Genomic DNA, 17,665 nt, shown 5'->3' on the forward strand with positions numbered 1-17,665 from the left:
CGGTGAGCGCCGTCGAAGATCACACCGCGCACGCAGTGCGCATCTGTTCGGCCGGCAAGGCGACCAATCACTCACACCTGTAAGTCGCTGCGGGGCTGCACAATCGCGAGGTCGGGACGGCACGTGTCGGCCCCTGCCTTGACTCCCGCTTCTGCCGACAGGCGAGATGATCTCTGGGGTGGGAGGATTGCCGCAACGAGCCAACTCCTTGGCAAGTCACAACGGAGGTAGACATGAAGGTCCCGGCGTTCCACTCGACGGTTCCTTCGGATCTCGACGTCTATCACGACAACGAAAGCTGCATTTTGGCTGCGCGCATCGCGGTGTCCCATCGTGCCCCCGGAGTCGACGGCCGACCGTGGTGCACCGCCTGTGCGTCATTGGACTGATGAGCGACCACCAGCTCACTCACAGCCACGTCGCCGATTCGGGGTCAACTCCGTTGGCCCGAGCATTCGCATCGATGACAGCGCGGAGCCACACTGTCAGACCGGTCTCGACCTGCTCGTAGAACGCGGTGAATCCCGGATCGGCCAGGTACATCCGTCCCAGACACACCTGCATCGAATGTGTGCAGTCGAAGTAAACCCCGATCGACGCTCGGTGCCGTTCTGCCAGCGAATTCGCCTCGACGCTTCCCGGTTCGACTCCGGACCGGCACGCCAGCGCCAGGTCTTCGTTGAGCATCTCGACGCAGTCGGCGATCTTCTGCCAATCCTCGGCGGTCCTACCTGCCGACCGTTCCGCGTGCTGCGCCCACTGCGCGCTGTCACCCCAACGCTCGTTCGCCTCCGGCCCCCATGACGGCTGCCAGTGTCGGCCGAAGATCGACACCTGCTCGTGTGCCGGCAACAGCACACCCGACTTCCTGGCATCGATGATGCGATCCAAGGACTCGCCCAGTTCCTCCAAGTCGGCTATCCGTTGCCGCAACTCGGCGCGCTGCCCACGCAGCGTCTCGTCCACGTGGGCTGCGGGCGCATCGAGCAATATCCCGATCTCATCGAGCGACAAGCCCACGTCACGGTAGACAAGCACCCGGCCGATGCGGCCGAGGTCCGCGTCGGTGTACAGCCGGTAGCCCCCGTCACTGCGCCCGGACGGACGCACCAAACCGATTGCGTCCCAATGATGAAGGGTACGTACGGTTATGCCTAGTCGTGATGCGGCAGCACCGACAGTGAGAGCACTGCCTGCGTCGTCTCCGAAGAGTTGCTCCGTCACGGCATCAAGTCTGACAGACGCGGTGCGGGAGGCCACGGCGTCAGGCCTCGGTTCAGTCGTCGGGTCCGTCAATTCCCATACCTCGCAGATACTCGGCCTCGGCACTGTTCGGGTCGTACGGACGAGCGGCCGTCATGAGCACGCGGGCGTTCTCCGGTGTCACAATCTCCAACTCCAGTGAATTCCACGGCTTCAGATGTGGACCACTGGTGCATCCGGGCCGCAATTCCTCACACGCCTGTGCGATTTGGTCGATCTGACTCAGCACACACGCAAAGCTCACACTGACGGACGGTGGTGAATCTGCCCGTTCTCCTGGCACGAGCAAAGCGTCCTGAAATGCCCAGCGTCGCAGGTGCGTCAGTCGATCCGGTACCGAAAAGAGGTCGAAGAAACCGAGCCCACGGATCCAGAAGTCGGCCGATTCGGCCAGATTCGAAGTCGGAACCGACACGAACATGGGCATTCCGTAGAGACCTCGGAACTGTTCCGGAGGCACGGCATCGGTTGCGGGGACAGGGACGGGGCTGATGTCGAATGCTGGGTAAGTATCGGTCATGAAGTCATCGTGAGCCCTCACGCTACGTCAGGGTCAAATCGTGTGAAATTCGATCGACCCAGCTTGCGCGATCACACCGTGCGTGCGAATGCGCCGTCGTCTGCGAATACACGTTGGGCAAAGCGTTCGCCGATGAGACGGTGCGTCGCAGCGTCCGGATGGAGCTGATCGGGAAGCGGCAACTCTTCGTTCTCGGCCGCACCGTAGAGATCGCACCCGTCGACGTAATGCAGATTGGGATCATCCACCGATCGCTGGGTTACGATGCGCGCCAACTCTTCCCGAATGGAGCGCAGCGTCAGCTTTCCGGCTGCGCACTCGGCGGGATCGCCGGTAGCAACGAATCGCATTTCGCCTCTGGCAAGCGCGTCGAAATCGAATGCGCCAGGTCCAGGCGTGTCTTCGTGAATCGGGCAATAGACAGGCGAGACGACCAACAGTGGAGCGGCTGGATGACCGTCGCGGACCGTGTCGAGGAAGCCGTGCATTGCCGACGTGAAGGCCCGCAGGCGCATCACGTCGGAGTTGACCAGATTGATGCCCATCTTGATGCTGATCAGGTCAGCTGCGGTGTCTCGCATAGCGCGGGCGGTGTACTGGTCCAGCAGAGCGCTGCCGCTGAACCCGAGGTTGATCAGATCCACGCCGCCCAGGGAGGCTGCAAGAGCAGGCCAAGTGCGGGAGGGACTTTCAGCGCCGGAGCCTTGACTGATCGAGCTTCCGTGATGGAGCCACACGCGACGCTTCGTCTCGACCGCGAGTTCGAGTGGGGCGTCGGTCCGTAGTGCGACAAGTTCGGTGGTTTCGTTGTGCGGCAACCAGATCTCGACAGCCTTTGATCTCGCAGGCAGGTCCGCGAAGCGGATGGTGCTGACGGGTCCGGATTGTCTCTGAGCGGTACCGGTCGCCATGTCGATCGTCACCGTGTTGCCGCCCTCAGCGATTGCGTGCCCGGCTGGTTCGCCGTCGACGAGCAGGTCGTACACACCCTGTGGCCTCGGCGGGGCACCGATGTAGATCATTTTCGTGGGCAGAGTGTCGAGTTCGATGGCCGTAGCGCTGGTTCGGAACACCAGCCGCACGCCGGACGGTTGTGATTGCGCCATTGCCATCTGCCCGTCAGCGAATTGCGTGCGAGCCCTGGCGGGCAGACGGTGCGTCAGCACACCGCGTTCGGTCCGCTCGAGCTCGAGGGCTCCGCGCACGATGTCCCCGGAAATTGCGGTAGTAATCCAGCTGCTCTGGCTGTTCATCTCATTCACCTGTAGATAAGTTGCGAAGGTTTTAACTACAGCACACAGTAATTTGCCTATACTATTTAGGCAAGCGGTTTCACTTCTCGACGAACAGGATCAACGGACATGCCTCGCGCAGGACTGACACCCGAACGCCTCGCCGTGGCGGGCGCCGAATTGGCCGACGAGGTGGGCTTCGAGCAGGTAACCGTATCGGCGGTCGCCAGAGCGTTCGACGTCAAGGTCGCAAGCCTGTACTCGCACGTGAAGAGTTCGAACGACCTCAAAACCAGAATCGCATTGCTTGCCTTGGAAGAGATGGCCGACCAGGCTTCCGACGCCGTTGCGGGCCGGTCCGGCCGCGACGCCTTGACCGCCTTCGCGAACGTGTACCGCGACTACGCGAGGGCACACCCCGGCCGATACGCCGCGTCACAGATGCGCCTCACCCCGGAGGCCGCAACTGCGAGCGCGGGCTTCAGACACTCGCAGATGATGCGATCAATTCTTCGCGGGTACAACCTCACCGATCTCGATCAGACCCACGCAGTTCGATTGCTCGGCAGCGTTTTCCATGGGTACGCCAGCCTCGAGTTGGGTGGATCGTTCAGCCACAGCGCACCGGACAGCGCCGAAAGCTGGTCCAGGATCCTCGAGACACTCGATTCGATGCTGACCAATTGGCCCGCCTCGAGTGCGTGATCAGGCTTGCTTTCTGCCAGCAAAGTGCTTGCGCCACTTGGTGATCGCACACGGCTGAGAAACCTCGGGCCCACCACAGGAGCAGTGCCACACAAGTACGCATTCCGCAACCATCAGTCGCACTGGGACAGCAGCGGGTCCGAGTGGGCAAGAAGCCGAGGTGTGGGGCTACCCCGAGAGGAGAAGCTTGGCACGCAGAGAGTCGATAGTGCCCTGGTCGACGCCCAGGCCCTCCCGTACGTAAGTATCCATACCGCCGTAGAGCCGGTCGACCTGTGCATACGCCGCATCGAGCCACGACAGGTCCACCGCGTCGTCCCGGCCCAGGTACGTGTTCGATGCCATGAAATCGGCACTGATGAACTCACGCGGGACACCGAGAATGGTCAGCAGGATCGCGGTACCCCAACCGGTGCGGTCCTTCCCTGCGCTGCAGTGGTAGACGGTTGCGCCGTCGGAGTTGTTCGCGATCGAAGTCAGCAGGTCGCGGAAGGCGACATCGGAACCACGGTAGTTGACCATGAACGGGTAGCCGATGCTCTGGCCGATGTTCGAGGTTCCCTTGACTGCACCGTCGATCAACGCGCGACCGAGAGTCAGGGGAACGAACTCGTGGAACGCGATGCCGTGTTCGATACTGACGACGTCGGCAACCTGGTAGGTGACCCCGGCGGGGATACGATCGGGATCCTCTGCGCGTTCGGAGGCGTTGCGCAGGTCGACGTCGAGGGTCAGGTTCGCGGCGGTGAGTTTTGCCAGATCAGTCTCATCGAGCGAGCTGAGCTTGTTGGATCGGAACACCAGGCCTGTCCGGACGGTCCTGCCTTCGGTAGTCCGGTAGCCGCCGATGTCGCGGAAGTTCCGCGCCTCGTCGAGCCTGATCTCGGCCGCGGACGGCGGTGGGATCTCCGGCAGCGGCGGTTGCTCCCCGGACGATCCGAACTGGCTCGAACCCAATTGCAGGTCGTCGCTCGAGGCGGAGGCGAGTGTGGGACCGGTCAGGGCCGCACCCACGGCAACCAATGCGGCGAGGGTGATTCCGAAAAGGCGCACCCCTCGGCGGCGCGCGTAAGCAGTCGTCATTCTGATCCTCTCACTCGCTGTGCGGGAGGACCCCGCGCCCCGCAAACCACGTGCGAGATTACAAGGGCGGCGCGCTCCTCGTCCCGACTTTGCCCAAGAAACCGGACATGTGTTCAGGTGCCCGGACAGCCGCCGTCATGCAGGAAGAAACTCTTGCCCGTCACAGCGGCGCCATCGACCACGCCGGACCCGCCCGAACGACAGACCGCGGAGGTAGCCGCTCCACATGTCCGGCGCGGCCGTGATGAGGTTTGAGCGCCACATTGCGTGCCTGCGTCACGAAGACTCACGTTATTGGGTCCCGCAGGACGAGCTCCTGCCACTCCTATACCCTCGGCACGCTGAACCACGCCCCTGCCTGTCACGCCGGCTCGGCGTCGAGACAATGCCGAAGCCAGGCACCTACATCCGACGCAGCACGGCGGGCAACAGGCGTTGCATGGTTTGTAAATCCATGCGGGACATCAGGATAGAGACGCAAGTCGACGTCGTTGCCTGCCGCCGACAGTCGCGCCACCATGGCAAGGTTCTCAGCCAGGACCACGTCTTCTGATCCGACGACAATGAGGGTAGGCGGCAGGCCGCTCAGGTCGCCGAATGTCGGAGAAATATCCGGGAGAGTACGGTCACCGATATGGCCGACATAGGCTTCGATGAAGTATTCGTCGCTGATTGTTCGGCCAGCGGGAGTCTGTGCACTGACGTCGTACGTGCCCGCTTCCAGCACCGCACCCGAAACCGACATGGCCAGACCTCGATCGCGAAGGCGAAGCAATGTTGTCATCACCAAGGTCGCTCCCGCCGACATACCACCAATGGCGAGCCTGGTCGTCCCGAACCGTTCGGCAGCGACATCAAGCAACCACAAAGCGACTGCCTCACAATCGTCCGGCGCTGCCGGCCAAGGGAATTCCGGCGCAAGCCGGTAGTCGACGGTAACCACTGCTACTCCGACCGCGTCGGCAAGTCTCATACAACGAGCGTCAGAGCCAGCCGCTGAACTCATGTAGAAACCACCACCCGGAAGATATAGGTAGACCCCGTTGATATCGCCATGTTTCGGCGTGACTACACGCACCGAGACGGATCGGCCCTCGATGTCGAGCGTGTGTTCAACTGCCCGGGTCGCGGGTGTTGGGTCAACCACTCGGGAGGCTCGCACCACAAGCAGTTCCTGCAGCGAACTCGGACCGACGCCGGCGGGCCGCGACGCGTAGAACGCTCGCGTGCTCGCCGCATCGTCACGAGACACTCGTTCGATCAGATCGGTCAATGCAAGCTTCACCAGGGCTCCCTAGGGTCGAGACTTGTCGACAATGATCGCACCTCCAGTAGCAGCACATAGCCGTCGTGTTCTCGGCACGACGGGACCGTTACAGGTATGAGCAAAGCGCGCCGGAACAAGGCATTGTCACGCTAGCCTCATCTCGGAATTGGACGTTTGTCTAGAAAGGTCTACGGATGCGCGCGCTGCTGCTTGCCACCCTTGCAATCCTGGCACTTCAGATTGCAGCGCCGGCCGCTCACGCCGCACCACCGGAATCGGGCTGGTCTCTCCCCCCACTGACCGTCGCAGATCGCACGATCAAGGACGTCGACGGACGAACGGTCTTGCTACGCGGCGTGAACGCCAACGGTCTCAACGACTACGCAACCAACGGCACCGGACTACCCACCGTTACGCCGCTGGGACGAGCGGACTTCGCGCACATGGCAGCGCTGGGCTTCAACGTCGTACGACTCAACGTCTCGTGGTCCCTCCTCGAACCGACCCGCGGAGCATTCGACGCTGCGTACGTCGACCGCATTCGAGTCGCGGTCGAGGATGCGAAAGACCACGGCATCTACACCGTTCTCGACATGCATCAGGACGCATGGGGCCCGTACGTCGGCACCCCGAGCGACCAGTCGTGCCCGTCTTTCATGCGGCCGGGAGTCGGCTGGGACGGCGCACCCGAGTGGGCAACCCTGACCGGCGGATGGACAACCTGCAACATCGGCGGGCTCCGGGAAGCTGCGCCGGCCATCGCCCATGCCTTCCAGGCGTTTTACGACGACGAGCAAGGAATCCAGAGTCGCTTGGTGGCGACGTGGGCGAAGTTGGCCGCGGAGTTCAAAGACGAACCCGCGGTGGCCGGATACGACCTGTTGAACGAACCGAACCCCGGTCTGCGCGACCCATTCACCGCAGCAGACCAGATCGGCCAGTTCTACCAGCGCGCCACCGACGCCATCCGGCAAGCCGAAACAGGCGGGTTCCCGCACCTCGTGTTCTTCGAGCCCAGCGCGATCTGGTCGGCATTCGGCGTCGACGCACTGCCCCCGCGCAAGTACCTGACCGATCCCCTGGTGGTGTTCTCGCCGCACCTCTACAGCGAATCCATCACGGTCAGTAGCGAATTCCCCGCGATCGAAGACGGATTTCGGATCGCCGACCGCGCCGCCGCCTGGTACGACGCCCCGTTGTGGACGGGCGAATGGGGTTGGTTCGGGGACGCCGACGAGCAGGGAGCAGACGTCGACCGCTTCGTCGACGCCACCGACAAGTACCGGATGGGCGGCGCGTGGTGGTCATGGACACAAGCGTGCGGTGACCCCCACCCCGTTCGCGACGGCAATACCCACCAGCCACAGGGAAATCTGAATCGCATCGACTGCCCGTCCGGTGAATCACTGGGGCTCGTAGAGGGATTCACCGTTCCTCTCTCGCGAGCGTATCCGCGAGCAGCGCCCGGCACGCTGACGGAGGTGTCGCGCAACGGGTTTACCGGGACCGGCTCCGGAAGGGTCGAGGCCTGGTACCCAGGAACCGACCGGCCACAGCTCGAGATCACGAATCTCTCCGACGTCCGACTGTCCCCGATCGAGGGCGGATGGCAACTGATCGGCCACGCCGACGGCGACTACGCGGTTAAACCAGCGTGATCGAACGATCATCCGGGAATCGTGCGTTCACACCGCGTGTAAAAGTGGGTGTCAGAAGATTCCGCCGATTCCCTTGCCGATCAGAACAACGCCGACGACCAGGATCAACACACTCATTACCGTGGTGTTGTTGTCTTGGAGCCAGACTTTGAGATTGGCCAACGGCTCGCGCAGGCGATCAGCAGCCACCAGGTATCCGATGACCGGGATCGCGACAGTTGAGCTGGCGATGATCGTGAAGACGAGCATCGAGGTGATCACTTCGCTGGTCGCCAGCGACGCCGAACCGATCGACACTCCGGCAGCGATGCACATGAGCAGGTTCTTCGGGTTGATCGCGGCGAGCGCGAATCCGAGGCCCAAGCCCTTGACCGCGGTCATCTGGTCGATGGCTTGCATCCACTTCGGTGTTTCGTGCTCGCCGCTGCGCCCCCGCCACTGCTTGACCCCGATCGTCAACAGGAGGACACCGAGGGCCAGTTTGATCCACGAAACCGTGGCGGACGGTTCATCATCTGAAGTGCTGACGGCACTGGACACGATGACGAAAAGACCTGTAGCGATGAAGATTCCGAGTAACCAGCCCACCGCGAACCCGACGCTGGTGCTACCCGCGCGCTTGGAGAGCAACATCAAGATAGTGGCGATGACGGCTACCGGCGAGACGGCGACACCGACGGCTATGGGGAGGAGATCTCCGATAACGGAACCCATGTCAAAACTCGTTTCTCATCGGGACGCAGTCGATACCGCTGCGCGCCAATGCTGACACCCTGTGCGCCTACATCGTTTACGCCTCATCCGAAAGGGATGAGTGCCCGAACCGCCGTACCCCTGTCTCGTCCCGTGTCAGCTCGTCTGTGCTTGTTGGAACGCAGCGGCAACACCGCCCACGTCACCCCCGACTTGGAAGACTCCACGAGGCAGATCGGGAAACACTGCATCGCTGACGGCTACGACGAACAGAAGTCGGCGATCGTCGGGGGTGATCATGTAACCCGAGAGCGCTTGAAGGGTCACGATCAACCTGCCGGTGTCGGCTTCGACGTCGGCGGATGTTCCCGTCTTACCGATGACCTTCCCCTTCGCAGGACTGTCGGTTCCGACGCCGGACAGTGAACCTCGCTCACCGAGCACCGGTTGACCTGCCCAGAATGCGTCTGCCCAGGACTGCTGGTCCACCCAGTCGAGCCAGTTGACGACGGCCGCGGGTGTCGCTTGCGACGGATCTCCGCCCTGACCGTCCATGACCACAAGATCAGACGCTGCAATACCTGCTTTCTCCGCGAGTGCCCGGACGGTAGGTAGACCGTCACTGCACGACGACGATCCTGCCGCTACCGCCAACAGACATAAGAACGTGTTGGCGCCGGTGTTGTAGCTGGTTGCGAGGATCATCCCTCCCGACTGCGAAAGTGGTGCCGATTGCAGGTTCGCGACTTGTCGGCTGCCGGCATATGTCCGATCGGCCGGAAGAGCAGCTGAGTTGTTGGTACGAGATACTGTCGCGACTTCGATTCCGTTGCGACGCAGCGCTTCTACGAACAGATGACGGGCCCACGTAGCTGCATCGGTGATGCGATAGACAGTCAGCGAGGTCTTTCCAGCCGGTACCGAACCGGTCACGTTGATCTGGGTGGGATCGGACGGATCGGCTGCTGCCTTCAGCGTCGAATCGCTACCTTCTTCACCGGTGGTGACCTGTGCATCGACGCGGAACAGGCTGTTTCCGGGAAGCATGTCGATGGTGGCGGGCTCACCTACCGCACCCGGGCTCGCCTGAATATCGAGGAGGTTGTCGTTGACGAAGATCGACGGGACGAGGCCTTCGACGGTTTCGTAGGTGTCCCACAGACGAGGGTCGACGAGGACGTCGCCGTTGACACGAGTGATGCCGGAGCCGGCTACTTGTCGTGCGAGATCGTTCAGGCCCGCCAGCGGATCGCCGGGCGCGAGAACAGCTCCGGGTAGGGCGTCGGCGTACACGTGGTCGATGCCGTCGGTGGCGAAGTCGAATCGGCCCTGTGCCGCATTGCGCCCGCCGAGCGCAAGGTCACCGGAGCCGACGAGCACGAGATCACCGGTGAGGGTGCCCTCGACGGGAACGGAGGTGGCATACACGGGGGTCGTGACGGTGCGGTCCACGCCGAGGGTGTCGTAGGCGGTGCCGACGGTGAAATGTTTGGTTTGTGAGGCCAGAAACATCGAGTTGTCAGCGTTGTTGCTGTAGACCACCTCGTCTGTGTCGGGGTCGACTACGAGATACGACCACCGAGCCATGGCGTATGGATCGGAGGTCATGATGCGGGTTGCCTCCTGCGGAATTTGATGCGTCGGAGCCGATGCGACTTCGGAATTCGACGGCTGCGACGAACATGCGGTGAGGACGACGCCGACGCTGACCAAGGCAGCGAAGGCACGAGCTGATGCGGTGTACGGCATGGACGCTCCTGAGGATGCATGACTGATTTGTCGTAATTTACTGCAAAGTGCAGCATGCAGAGTGCAGTATCGCTTAAAGTCATTTCATGAACTCTGATGGGAAGTCGACGTCACGACACGACGTCAAGGTTCGCAAAGTGGCCGTGGTCGGTATCGCAACGGCGTTATTGCTCTCAGCCTGTTCGTCCGCAACCGATTCCGCGTCCCCCTCCTCGTCGGCGCCGACCTCCGCCGGGTCTACGGACAGCGCTGTCTTGTCTTTCGACAGCGCTGCAATGGATTCCGCCGTCTCCGAGAAGGCGGAGCAGTTCCGCGAGATCGCGATGGTGGTCATGATCACGACACCGACGCAGCAGTACGTCAACACGTGGGGTTCGGTCCGAGAAGGTGTGAACGAGCCTCCCACCCTGGACACCAAGGTTCGCGTGGGCTCGAACACCAAGACCTGGACCGGCACGGCAATCCTGCAGTTGGTCGACGAGGGCAAGCTGGCGGTAACCGATCCGGTCAGTAAGTTCCGCCCCGATGTCCCCAACGGGGACAACATCACAATCGGCAACCTACTCGACATGCGTAGCGGCCTGTACAACTACACCGAAACCCTCGAACTCAACCGGGCGCTCGACGAGCAACCGGAACGAGTGTGGGCACCCGAGGAGCTACTGGCGATGGGCCTGAGCCAGCCGCCCTATTTCGCGCCCGACACCGGCTACCACTACTCCAACACCAACACCGTTCTTCTCGGCTTGATCGCCGAGAAACTCGACGGCAAGCCGATTCAGCAGATCTTCGCGGACCGATTCTTCGGGCCACTCGCACTGACCGGGACATCGTTTCCTGCCAACACCGACACCAGCATCCCGACGCCTTATGCAGACGGCTACACCTACAGTGGGAACGTCGAAACGCTCGGCGAAGGCAAACAAGCGCTCCCGCAATCTCGCCTCGACGCGATCGCTGCAGGCACCGAAAGACCGTTCAACACCACGATGCACAATCCTTCGTGGACGTGGTCCGCAGGTCAGGGAATCTCGACTGCGAACGACATGGCGACATGGGTCAAAGCTTTAGGCACCGGGTCACTCCTCAGTCCGGCCACACACGAGTTGCGTTTGAACAGTGTGCAACCCACAGATGGCGAGGGATCAGCGGGATACGGATACGGCATCGCTCAAATGGGTCCGATGTACGGCCATATCGGCGAACTTCCCGGCTACAACTCCTTCATGGGGTACGACCCGGTCAACGATGTGACCATGGTGGTGTGGGGAAATTTGGCACCAACCGCTGATGGTTTCGCGCCGGCGTCTGCCGTCGCTGGAGCGCTCGTCCCCTTCATCTACGGCAAACCCGCACAGGATGCATCCGACGACATCGCCGACACCGAGGATGCGAACGGCGAAGGGAAGTAACACTTGTAGTCTTGGATGCCAACCGCGGAGCGAAGGGAGCCATGTGGCTCAGCGTGATCTCACACCCACCTCGTACATGATCCTGGGACTGCTGACAGCCAAGGACTGGTCCGCATACGAAATCGCCGAGCAGGTCGGGCGCGGGGTCGCCGAATTGTGGCCCAGCGCCGACCGCCAGCGATACAACGCCCCGAAAATACTGCTCGAGCGCGGCCTGGTCACGGCCACCACGGTCACAAAAGGCACTCAGCGCTCCCGCACCGTCTACTCCATCACCGACGAAGGCCGAACCGCGTTGAGCGACTGGCTCGCCACCGAGTCCACGCCGCCGGCCTTGCAGTTCGAAGGCATGATCCGCGTGATCTTCGCCCATCAAGGGACGATCGACGACCTGCGGTCCAACCTGACCACCATGCGCGAACAGGCAACTCAATCCCGAAGTCTGTTCGTCTCACATGCGCAACGTATTTCGGCTCCCGAAGCCGGTACACTCCCCCAACAAAATCACCTGATGGCGTTGGCCAACCGATTCATGATCGGCCATTTCAACCACATCGCAGAATGGGCCGACTGGGCATTGGAAGAAACTGCAGACTGGCCCGACACGGTGCAACCCGCAACAACCCACCGCAAGCGCACCCTCTCCACCCTCGCCCGTGCGATAGACGACGGAAGCAGTTAGCTTCCGCACGGAAGATCGTAGAAGGCCGGCACGACGGTATCGGCCGCGCTCGCAACTGAGCGCGGCCGATACCGTAAATGAGGAACACCCAGACACAATCTCAGGCGCTGAACTCACTCGTAGAGTCAGTCGGCCTACTTCGCGCAGCCACTGCCCTCGAACGCGAGCTTGGACGTATATTGCCCGTCCGGCAGATACTGTCCCATCACGGCCTTCTCGTCGCCGGGCGTCTTGGTATCGTGCGCGGCGTGACTGAAGTCTGTGGCCGGCAACATGTTCCGCATGATCAAGAGGGAATCGTCGAGATGCCCTGCGCCATCACCGGCCGGCGAGAGCGACAGCCATGACACCCCACATTCCTTCGTAGCGTTTGCAGGTCGGTCTTCAGGCAGCGACGCGACAATCGTGTAGCGACCCTCCGCATCAGTGGCCATCTGCTCGTCGAACAGACACGTCGCTACCTTCGTCGTCGCCAGCGATTCATTGCTGCACATCGACCAGAACCGCATGTCGACTGCGCTGTCGAGGTTCTTTGCGCCGGTTGTCGTCTTCGGAGTCCTCGGCAACTCTCCCCGAAGTACTAGAACATCGCCGAACCCACGGTTGACTTCGGCTGTGACGTAGCTGTTGTCGATATTGGAGTACTGCCCGCCCACCCGCTGAGGTGTGCCAACGCATTTGCCGAGATAGGTACAGCCGAGCGTGAATTCGGCGCTGTAGTACGCCCGCCAGACAGGTGTCTGCTCGGAAGGGAATGTCGCAGGCTTGCCCGGTTGGTCACGCAATGCCTTGTACGTGTCCAGCGGCAGCGAAGCCGGCTTCAAGATTCCGTTGTCCGCACCGACCGCTGAACACAGATCCTGCCCGCGCAACACCTGACCACCGGCAAGGTGCAGCTCTGGCTCCGGCAGTCCTACGCCGCCGGTGAGATCACGCCCATTGTCCGGCAGGTAGATGCGATAGAGCAGGCTTATCCGGTCCTGACCTGGCACACCGGCATACAAGGTGTTGGGTTTCGGCTCAGCAGGCGAGGACTCGTTGAGGACGGAAGCCGTATACGACCTGGCACCTTCGTTCGATCGATCGGCGCCGGGAAGATAGGTATTGCGCGAGCCTGCGTCCGGAGCAGTCGAAATGTCATTGAGGACGGCGGTCGGCATAGCGGTTGCTGCGTTGTACGAGTTCAACGACTGATAGCGCGCATGCGCATACTGCCCTCGGATAACCAACTCGGCATCCTCGGGGATTGTGAACTGTGCCGCCCAATAGATCGCCGCGGTGTCTGGAAAGGCGTAATTGAGCTGCGGGTCCGCGCGCTCGGGATTGATCGGCACGGACCAGAAGCAGGTTGACACCGGATGCTCGATGTCCGGTCCGCCGGATCCGAAATCGACAGAACCCGATTCGGATCCGCTAGCCGAACCGGTTCCTGATCCAGATCCGCTCGACGAACCGAACTCGACAGATCCGATCGCCGGCGCGGCAACCGCGGACCCAGCCCCGGCAAATACAGTGATCGCACTCAGCGCCACCGCAGCTACGAGTGTTCTTGATGAATGCATCGCGCTCCTTGTTAGATAGCTGACAAACAGTGATCGAACGATCAAGAGCGAGTACTCCCAGTCCAACGACGAGATACCGTCACGAGGTCCGTACTCCGCACTACTACTTGGTGGGTTGAAAGTTGTTCGTCAAGGCGTCGCGAATCGCGTCGGTGTCCGACTGAGACCAGTTCTCGGGGTGCAGGATCTGCGCCCACATGTCCGCTGCCTCGGCACCGTAGTTGTGTCCGTGACCAGGCGGCACGTCAGCCGAGAAGACCATGTCGAGTGTCACCTGCCAGAACGTCACGAACGGTATCCACGTCATTCCCGGATCGACATCACGGCCGAGAGGCTCGGCAAGCCAGTCCGGTTTGTTCAGAAGCAGGTCGAAGGACCACCAGACAATCGGGTCGCTGGCGTGCTGCCAGTACACAACGCGAGAGTCGTTCCACGGCGCATCCAATTCGAGATCCTCCGGATAGGCAGCGAAACGGATCGACTGCCCGTCGTCGATCACCGGCACGGCTTCCCGTGAGCCGGAGTCTCGACTGCCCGTGATCTCCTGCCATTGAGCGGTAAAGTTCGGAGTGCCCGACCACAATGCCCCATCCACACGTGTCGCCATGTCCTGTGCTCCCGCGAACGCGGCCTGTCCCCCGTACGATCCGAGGCTCTCGCCGAAAACGACAAGCTTGGGGCGCGTGTCGAGCGGCAGATCGATCCATTTCGCGTAGACAGAGTTGAACAGCGCCCGGCCTGCGGCCATCGGGGTTTCGCGATCGGCGATGAATGCCAAAGGGCTGGGAAGGAACGAGTACTGCATCGCCGCGATGGCGGTGTCGCCGCCCTGGACGTATTCGAAGGCGGACGCCACGTCGTCGTTGACCCAGCCGCGGCCGGTGGTGGTCACCACTGCCAGGACGGCACGGTCGAACCCGCCGGTGCGCTCGATTTCGGCGACGACCCGCTGTGCGACGCCGTCGACGGAATCGGACGACTCACGGCCGGCGTACACGCGGATGGGTTGCTTCGCGTCTCGGCCGGTCACCGCGGCAATCTTGTCCGCAGACGGCCCGCTACCCATGAAGGTGCGTCCTTCCTTGCCCAGTGAATCCCATGCCTCGGCAGACATCGGCGAACCACTGCGTTCGGCGATCAGAGGCTGGTCGATACCATCCGGTGTGTCGTTGTCCGCGCCGGAAAAACTCCAGTTCGCGAACGCGATGAGCCCGTTGTAGAGGGCACCGTTGACGACGAAGATCGCCAACGCGAAGACGACGACCAAACTTGCGACTTTCGCTGCTTCCTTGGGAACAAACCGCAGAGCAACAGCAGCGAGACTTCTGGTGAGATGTCGCAGACCGCGACCCGCCTCGAGCAAGATCAACCACACCGCTAGCGAAATCAGCAGCACCAGAAGATAGTTCGCCCGGTTGACGCGAGGTGCCTCGACCAGATCACGGACGATCTGCTGCCACCACGAACCCAAGATCAGAAAGAGAGGTACCAGTATCACTGCCAGAACGGCGAGTGCGGCCCAACCAATTCTCTTGGTCCGATCCGACCATGTCGGTTCGACTCCGCATTTGCGGATCATCCACGCCACGCTCACACCGATGCCGTACCCCGTGGCGACGGAAATACCGGTTGCCACGCCCTGCAGGTACCACGCGCGCGGTAAGAGGGACGGGCTCATCGAGAGGACGAAAAACACCAAGCCGAACGACAACCCGACCGAATGCAGCGTCTTGCCATAGCGCCGCACACCTTCCCACACACGTTTCATGCCGGAATCGTAAGCGCGTCAGAAAGATGGAATGAGCCTCTCATCCCTTTCGAATGAGGCGCGAACTACGGGTGCACGCTGTGGCGTCATGGCACCCGTCCTTCGGGGATCGAGCTATTCCAGAACTCGCTGCGACTGCTGCGGGAGTTGGGTGGCCGAACTCGTCGCGCAGGGCCTGACCAACCGCGCATTCGCAGCGAGACCGGTCATTTATCAGCGCCCCGAAAGGCACTCTCAGTCTTCACGATCGGTGAGCGACCAGTGTCCAGCGCCGTGCAGTTCGAGTTGTCGGTTGTGAAAAACGCCCAGCGTGCTGCGATGGCCGACGCTGACAATAATGCTGTCCGGCAGTTCCTGACGAAGGAGGTCGTACAGCGTGTACTCGAGGCCTTCGTCGATTCCGGACGTCGCCTCGTCGAGAAAAGCGGTTCGCGGGCGGGTCAAAAGGACTCGGGCGAATGCCAAACGTTGCTGTTCCCCCGGCGACAGAATGCGAGTCCAATCCTCAGCCTCGTCGAGCCGACCGATCAGATGCGCGAGATGCACCCTGGCCAGCGCGTCGCGGAGCGTGTAGTCGTCGAATTTCGATCGCCCAGTGGGCGGCTGACCTGAGGGCAACTGATCCGGATATGCCAAGCCTGCGCGCAGAGAACCCAATGGTAGGTACGGCCGCTGCGAGAGGAACAGGACGTCTCCGACAGGGGTGGTCACCGAACCGTCTGCGTACGGCCACAACTGCGCGATACTGCGGAGCAGCGTCGTTTTGCCGCTGCCCGACGGGCCCTTCACCAGCAGTGCATCACCGGGCACCAATGACAGATCGAGTTCGGAGATCAAAGCATCACCCACCGGCGTGCGCACGTCGAGTCCTCGAACAACCAAATGACTGCCAGAGGAAAACGCGTCGAGCACGGGAAGTGCGCGGGCACGCCGATTGGCATCGGCGAGCCCGGTCAAACGGATCAGTGTGGCCCGGAAACTTGCAAAATCGGCATAGGACTCTCGAAAGAACGACAACGAATTGTGCACCTGGCCGAATGCTTGAGCAGTTTGCATCACGTCGCCGAAAGTGATTTGCCCGCTGAACAATCGAGATCCCTGGACCAGAAACGGAAACACCACCGCTGTCTGATCCACTGCCAGATTGAAGCCACTGAATTTGAGCGTCCGGAAGACGATCGCCCACATATTGCGGATCACTGCAGCAAATCGTAGTCCGAGCGTGCGTCGTTCGACGTTCTCTCCGCGATAGAAGGCGATGCTTTCGCCGTACTCCCGTAGTCGAACCAGCGCGTACCGGAAGGTCGCGCCGAGTTTCTCGTTCAAGAAATTCAGCATGATCAGTGGCCGGCCGATCCAGAAAGCCAGTGCCGTGGTCACCAGAACGTAGATGTAGACGAGGAAGATCATTGCCCGCGGAATCTCGGTACCGAAAACGGTCAACGGCCCGGACAGATCCCACAGGATCTTGGTGAAACTGACGATCGACACCATTGCCGCGACGGCGCCCATGGACAACGTGCGGGACGAGGTCACGAACGCTGTTATGTCTGCCTGGATACGCTGATCTGGATTATCGACCGGGTTCTCCAGGAAGTTTCCGCGATAGTAGGCGCTGCCGTCGAGCCAATCGTCGGTCAATGTGTCATTGAGCCAACTACGCCAGCTGATATCGAGTGTTTGGCCCACCAGGTACACGACAAGCGAGCTCACTACGTGGACTGCTGCCAAAATCGCGAACACTCGCAAGTAGTGCCAGAAAGCGGTTTCGTCGAGGTTTTGGATGGCGTCGTAGAAATCCTTGTACCAGTACGAGAACAACACTGTCACGCGGACACCGAAAATCGTCAGCAACAGCAGTGACGCGAGAATCAACAGTGGAAGGACTGTGCGCCGGGGATCGAAGTAGGGCCATGCCATTCGACGAAACTGGTTGCCCCAGCGGGTGTACCGGCTAAGTAGCAGCCCGGCGATCACGAGAGCCACAACCGTGATCGCGAAGGCCTCTGCCAACCACAGTGCGCTGTCCGGTACCGCGTTGTTCCAATTCACCGCAGCCTCCGTCCGGGAG

At 61.6% G+C, this 17,665-nt stretch carries 15 protein-coding genes; 5 read left to right on the forward strand and 10 right to left on the reverse strand.

Annotated features, from left to right (window positions below; genetic code table 11):
* Positions 1-233: 233 nt before the first annotated feature.
* Entirely contained in the window at positions 234-389 is a 156-nt protein-coding gene (locus tag ACWF6P_RS24485; RefSeq protein WP_003942131.1) for a hypothetical protein, read from the forward strand.
* A gap of 19 nt (positions 390-408) precedes the next feature.
* On the opposite strand, the gene ACWF6P_RS24490 is transcribed toward ACWF6P_RS24485, so the two are convergent.
* The 3 genes from ACWF6P_RS24490 to ACWF6P_RS24500 all read right to left on the reverse strand — a co-directional run bounded on the left by ACWF6P_RS24490 (position 409) and on the right by ACWF6P_RS24500 (position 3,036).
* On the reverse strand, positions 409-1,224 hold the full coding sequence (locus tag ACWF6P_RS24490; protein WP_452622819.1) for a MerR family transcriptional regulator: 816 nt from the start codon (positions 1,222-1,224) through the stop codon (positions 409-411).
* 52 nt (positions 1,225-1,276) lie between these two features.
* On the reverse strand, positions 1,277-1,783 hold the full coding sequence (locus tag ACWF6P_RS24495; protein WP_452622820.1) for a VOC family protein: 507 nt from the start codon (positions 1,781-1,783) through the stop codon (positions 1,277-1,279).
* 71 nt (positions 1,784-1,854) lie between these two features.
* Complete coding sequence (locus ACWF6P_RS24500; protein ID WP_452622821.1) at positions 1,855-3,036, reverse strand: GDSL-type esterase/lipase family protein; 1,182 nt, start codon at positions 3,034-3,036, stop codon at positions 1,855-1,857.
* Between the two features lie 108 nt (positions 3,037-3,144).
* Between ACWF6P_RS24500 and ACWF6P_RS24505 the strand changes: the two genes are divergently transcribed.
* Positions 3,145-3,720: a TetR/AcrR family transcriptional regulator gene (locus ACWF6P_RS24505; RefSeq protein WP_452622822.1), complete on the forward strand. Its 576-nt coding sequence runs from the start codon at positions 3,145-3,147 to the stop codon at positions 3,718-3,720.
* 168 nt (positions 3,721-3,888) lie between these two features.
* On the opposite strand, the gene ACWF6P_RS24510 is transcribed toward ACWF6P_RS24505, so the two are convergent.
* Together ACWF6P_RS24510 and ACWF6P_RS24515 are read right to left on the reverse strand one after the other, a co-directional pair.
* Positions 3,889-4,809, reverse strand: coding sequence for a tyrosine-protein phosphatase (locus tag ACWF6P_RS24510; RefSeq protein WP_452622913.1), 921 nt, complete (start codon positions 4,807-4,809; stop codon positions 3,889-3,891).
* Positions 4,810-5,164: 355 nt separating this feature from the next.
* Positions 5,165-6,088, reverse strand: a complete 924-nt coding sequence (locus ACWF6P_RS24515; protein WP_452622823.1) for an alpha/beta hydrolase — start codon at positions 6,086-6,088, stop codon at positions 5,165-5,167.
* A 176-nt stretch (positions 6,089-6,264) separates the two neighbouring features.
* On the opposite strand from ACWF6P_RS24515, the gene ACWF6P_RS24520 reads away from it, so the two are divergent.
* Entirely contained in the window at positions 6,265-7,728 is a 1,464-nt protein-coding gene (locus ACWF6P_RS24520; RefSeq protein ID WP_452622824.1) for a glycoside hydrolase family 5 protein, read from the forward strand.
* A 51-nt stretch (positions 7,729-7,779) separates the two neighbouring features.
* Here ACWF6P_RS24520 and ACWF6P_RS24525 read toward each other — a convergent pair whose 3' ends face one another.
* Positions 7,780-8,442 (reverse strand): GAP family protein, encoded by a 663-nt coding sequence (locus ACWF6P_RS24525; RefSeq protein WP_452622825.1) that lies wholly within the window; start codon positions 8,440-8,442, stop codon positions 7,780-7,782.
* A gap of 135 nt (positions 8,443-8,577) precedes the next feature.
* Positions 8,578-10,170 carry a D-alanyl-D-alanine carboxypeptidase/D-alanyl-D-alanine-endopeptidase gene (locus ACWF6P_RS24530; protein ID WP_452622826.1) on the reverse strand — a complete coding sequence of 531 codons (1,593 nt, stop codon included), beginning with the start codon at positions 10,168-10,170 and terminating at the stop codon, positions 8,578-8,580.
* A gap of 86 nt (positions 10,171-10,256) precedes the next feature.
* Here ACWF6P_RS24530 and ACWF6P_RS24535 point away from each other — a divergent pair, with 86 nt between their 5' ends.
* Together ACWF6P_RS24535 and ACWF6P_RS24540 are read left to right on the forward strand one after the other, a co-directional pair.
* The gene (locus ACWF6P_RS24535) at positions 10,257-11,582 is read left to right on the forward strand and encodes a serine hydrolase domain-containing protein (protein WP_452622827.1); all 1,326 of its coding nucleotides are present in this window, start codon (positions 10,257-10,259) and stop codon (positions 11,580-11,582) included.
* A 43-nt stretch (positions 11,583-11,625) separates the two neighbouring features.
* Entirely contained in the window at positions 11,626-12,264 is a 639-nt protein-coding gene (locus ACWF6P_RS24540) for a PadR family transcriptional regulator (protein ID WP_452622828.1), read from the forward strand.
* Positions 12,265-12,398: 134 nt separating this feature from the next.
* Here ACWF6P_RS24540 and ACWF6P_RS24545 read toward each other — a convergent pair whose 3' ends face one another.
* From ACWF6P_RS24545 to ACWF6P_RS24555, 3 genes are all read right to left on the reverse strand, one after another.
* Complete coding sequence (locus ACWF6P_RS24545; RefSeq protein ID WP_452622829.1) at positions 12,399-13,826, reverse strand: hypothetical protein; 1,428 nt, start codon at positions 13,824-13,826, stop codon at positions 12,399-12,401.
* 103 nt (positions 13,827-13,929) lie between these two features.
* Entirely contained in the window at positions 13,930-15,594 is a 1,665-nt protein-coding gene (locus ACWF6P_RS24550) for an alpha/beta hydrolase (protein ID WP_452622830.1), read from the reverse strand.
* A gap of 234 nt (positions 15,595-15,828) precedes the next feature.
* Positions 15,829-17,646, reverse strand: a complete 1,818-nt coding sequence (locus ACWF6P_RS24555) for an ABC transporter ATP-binding protein/permease (RefSeq protein WP_452622831.1) — start codon at positions 17,644-17,646, stop codon at positions 15,829-15,831.
* Between the last annotated feature and the right edge of the window lie 19 nt (positions 17,647-17,665).

The sequence above is a fragment of the Rhodococcus sp. NPDC055024 genome, from assembly GCF_053608585.1.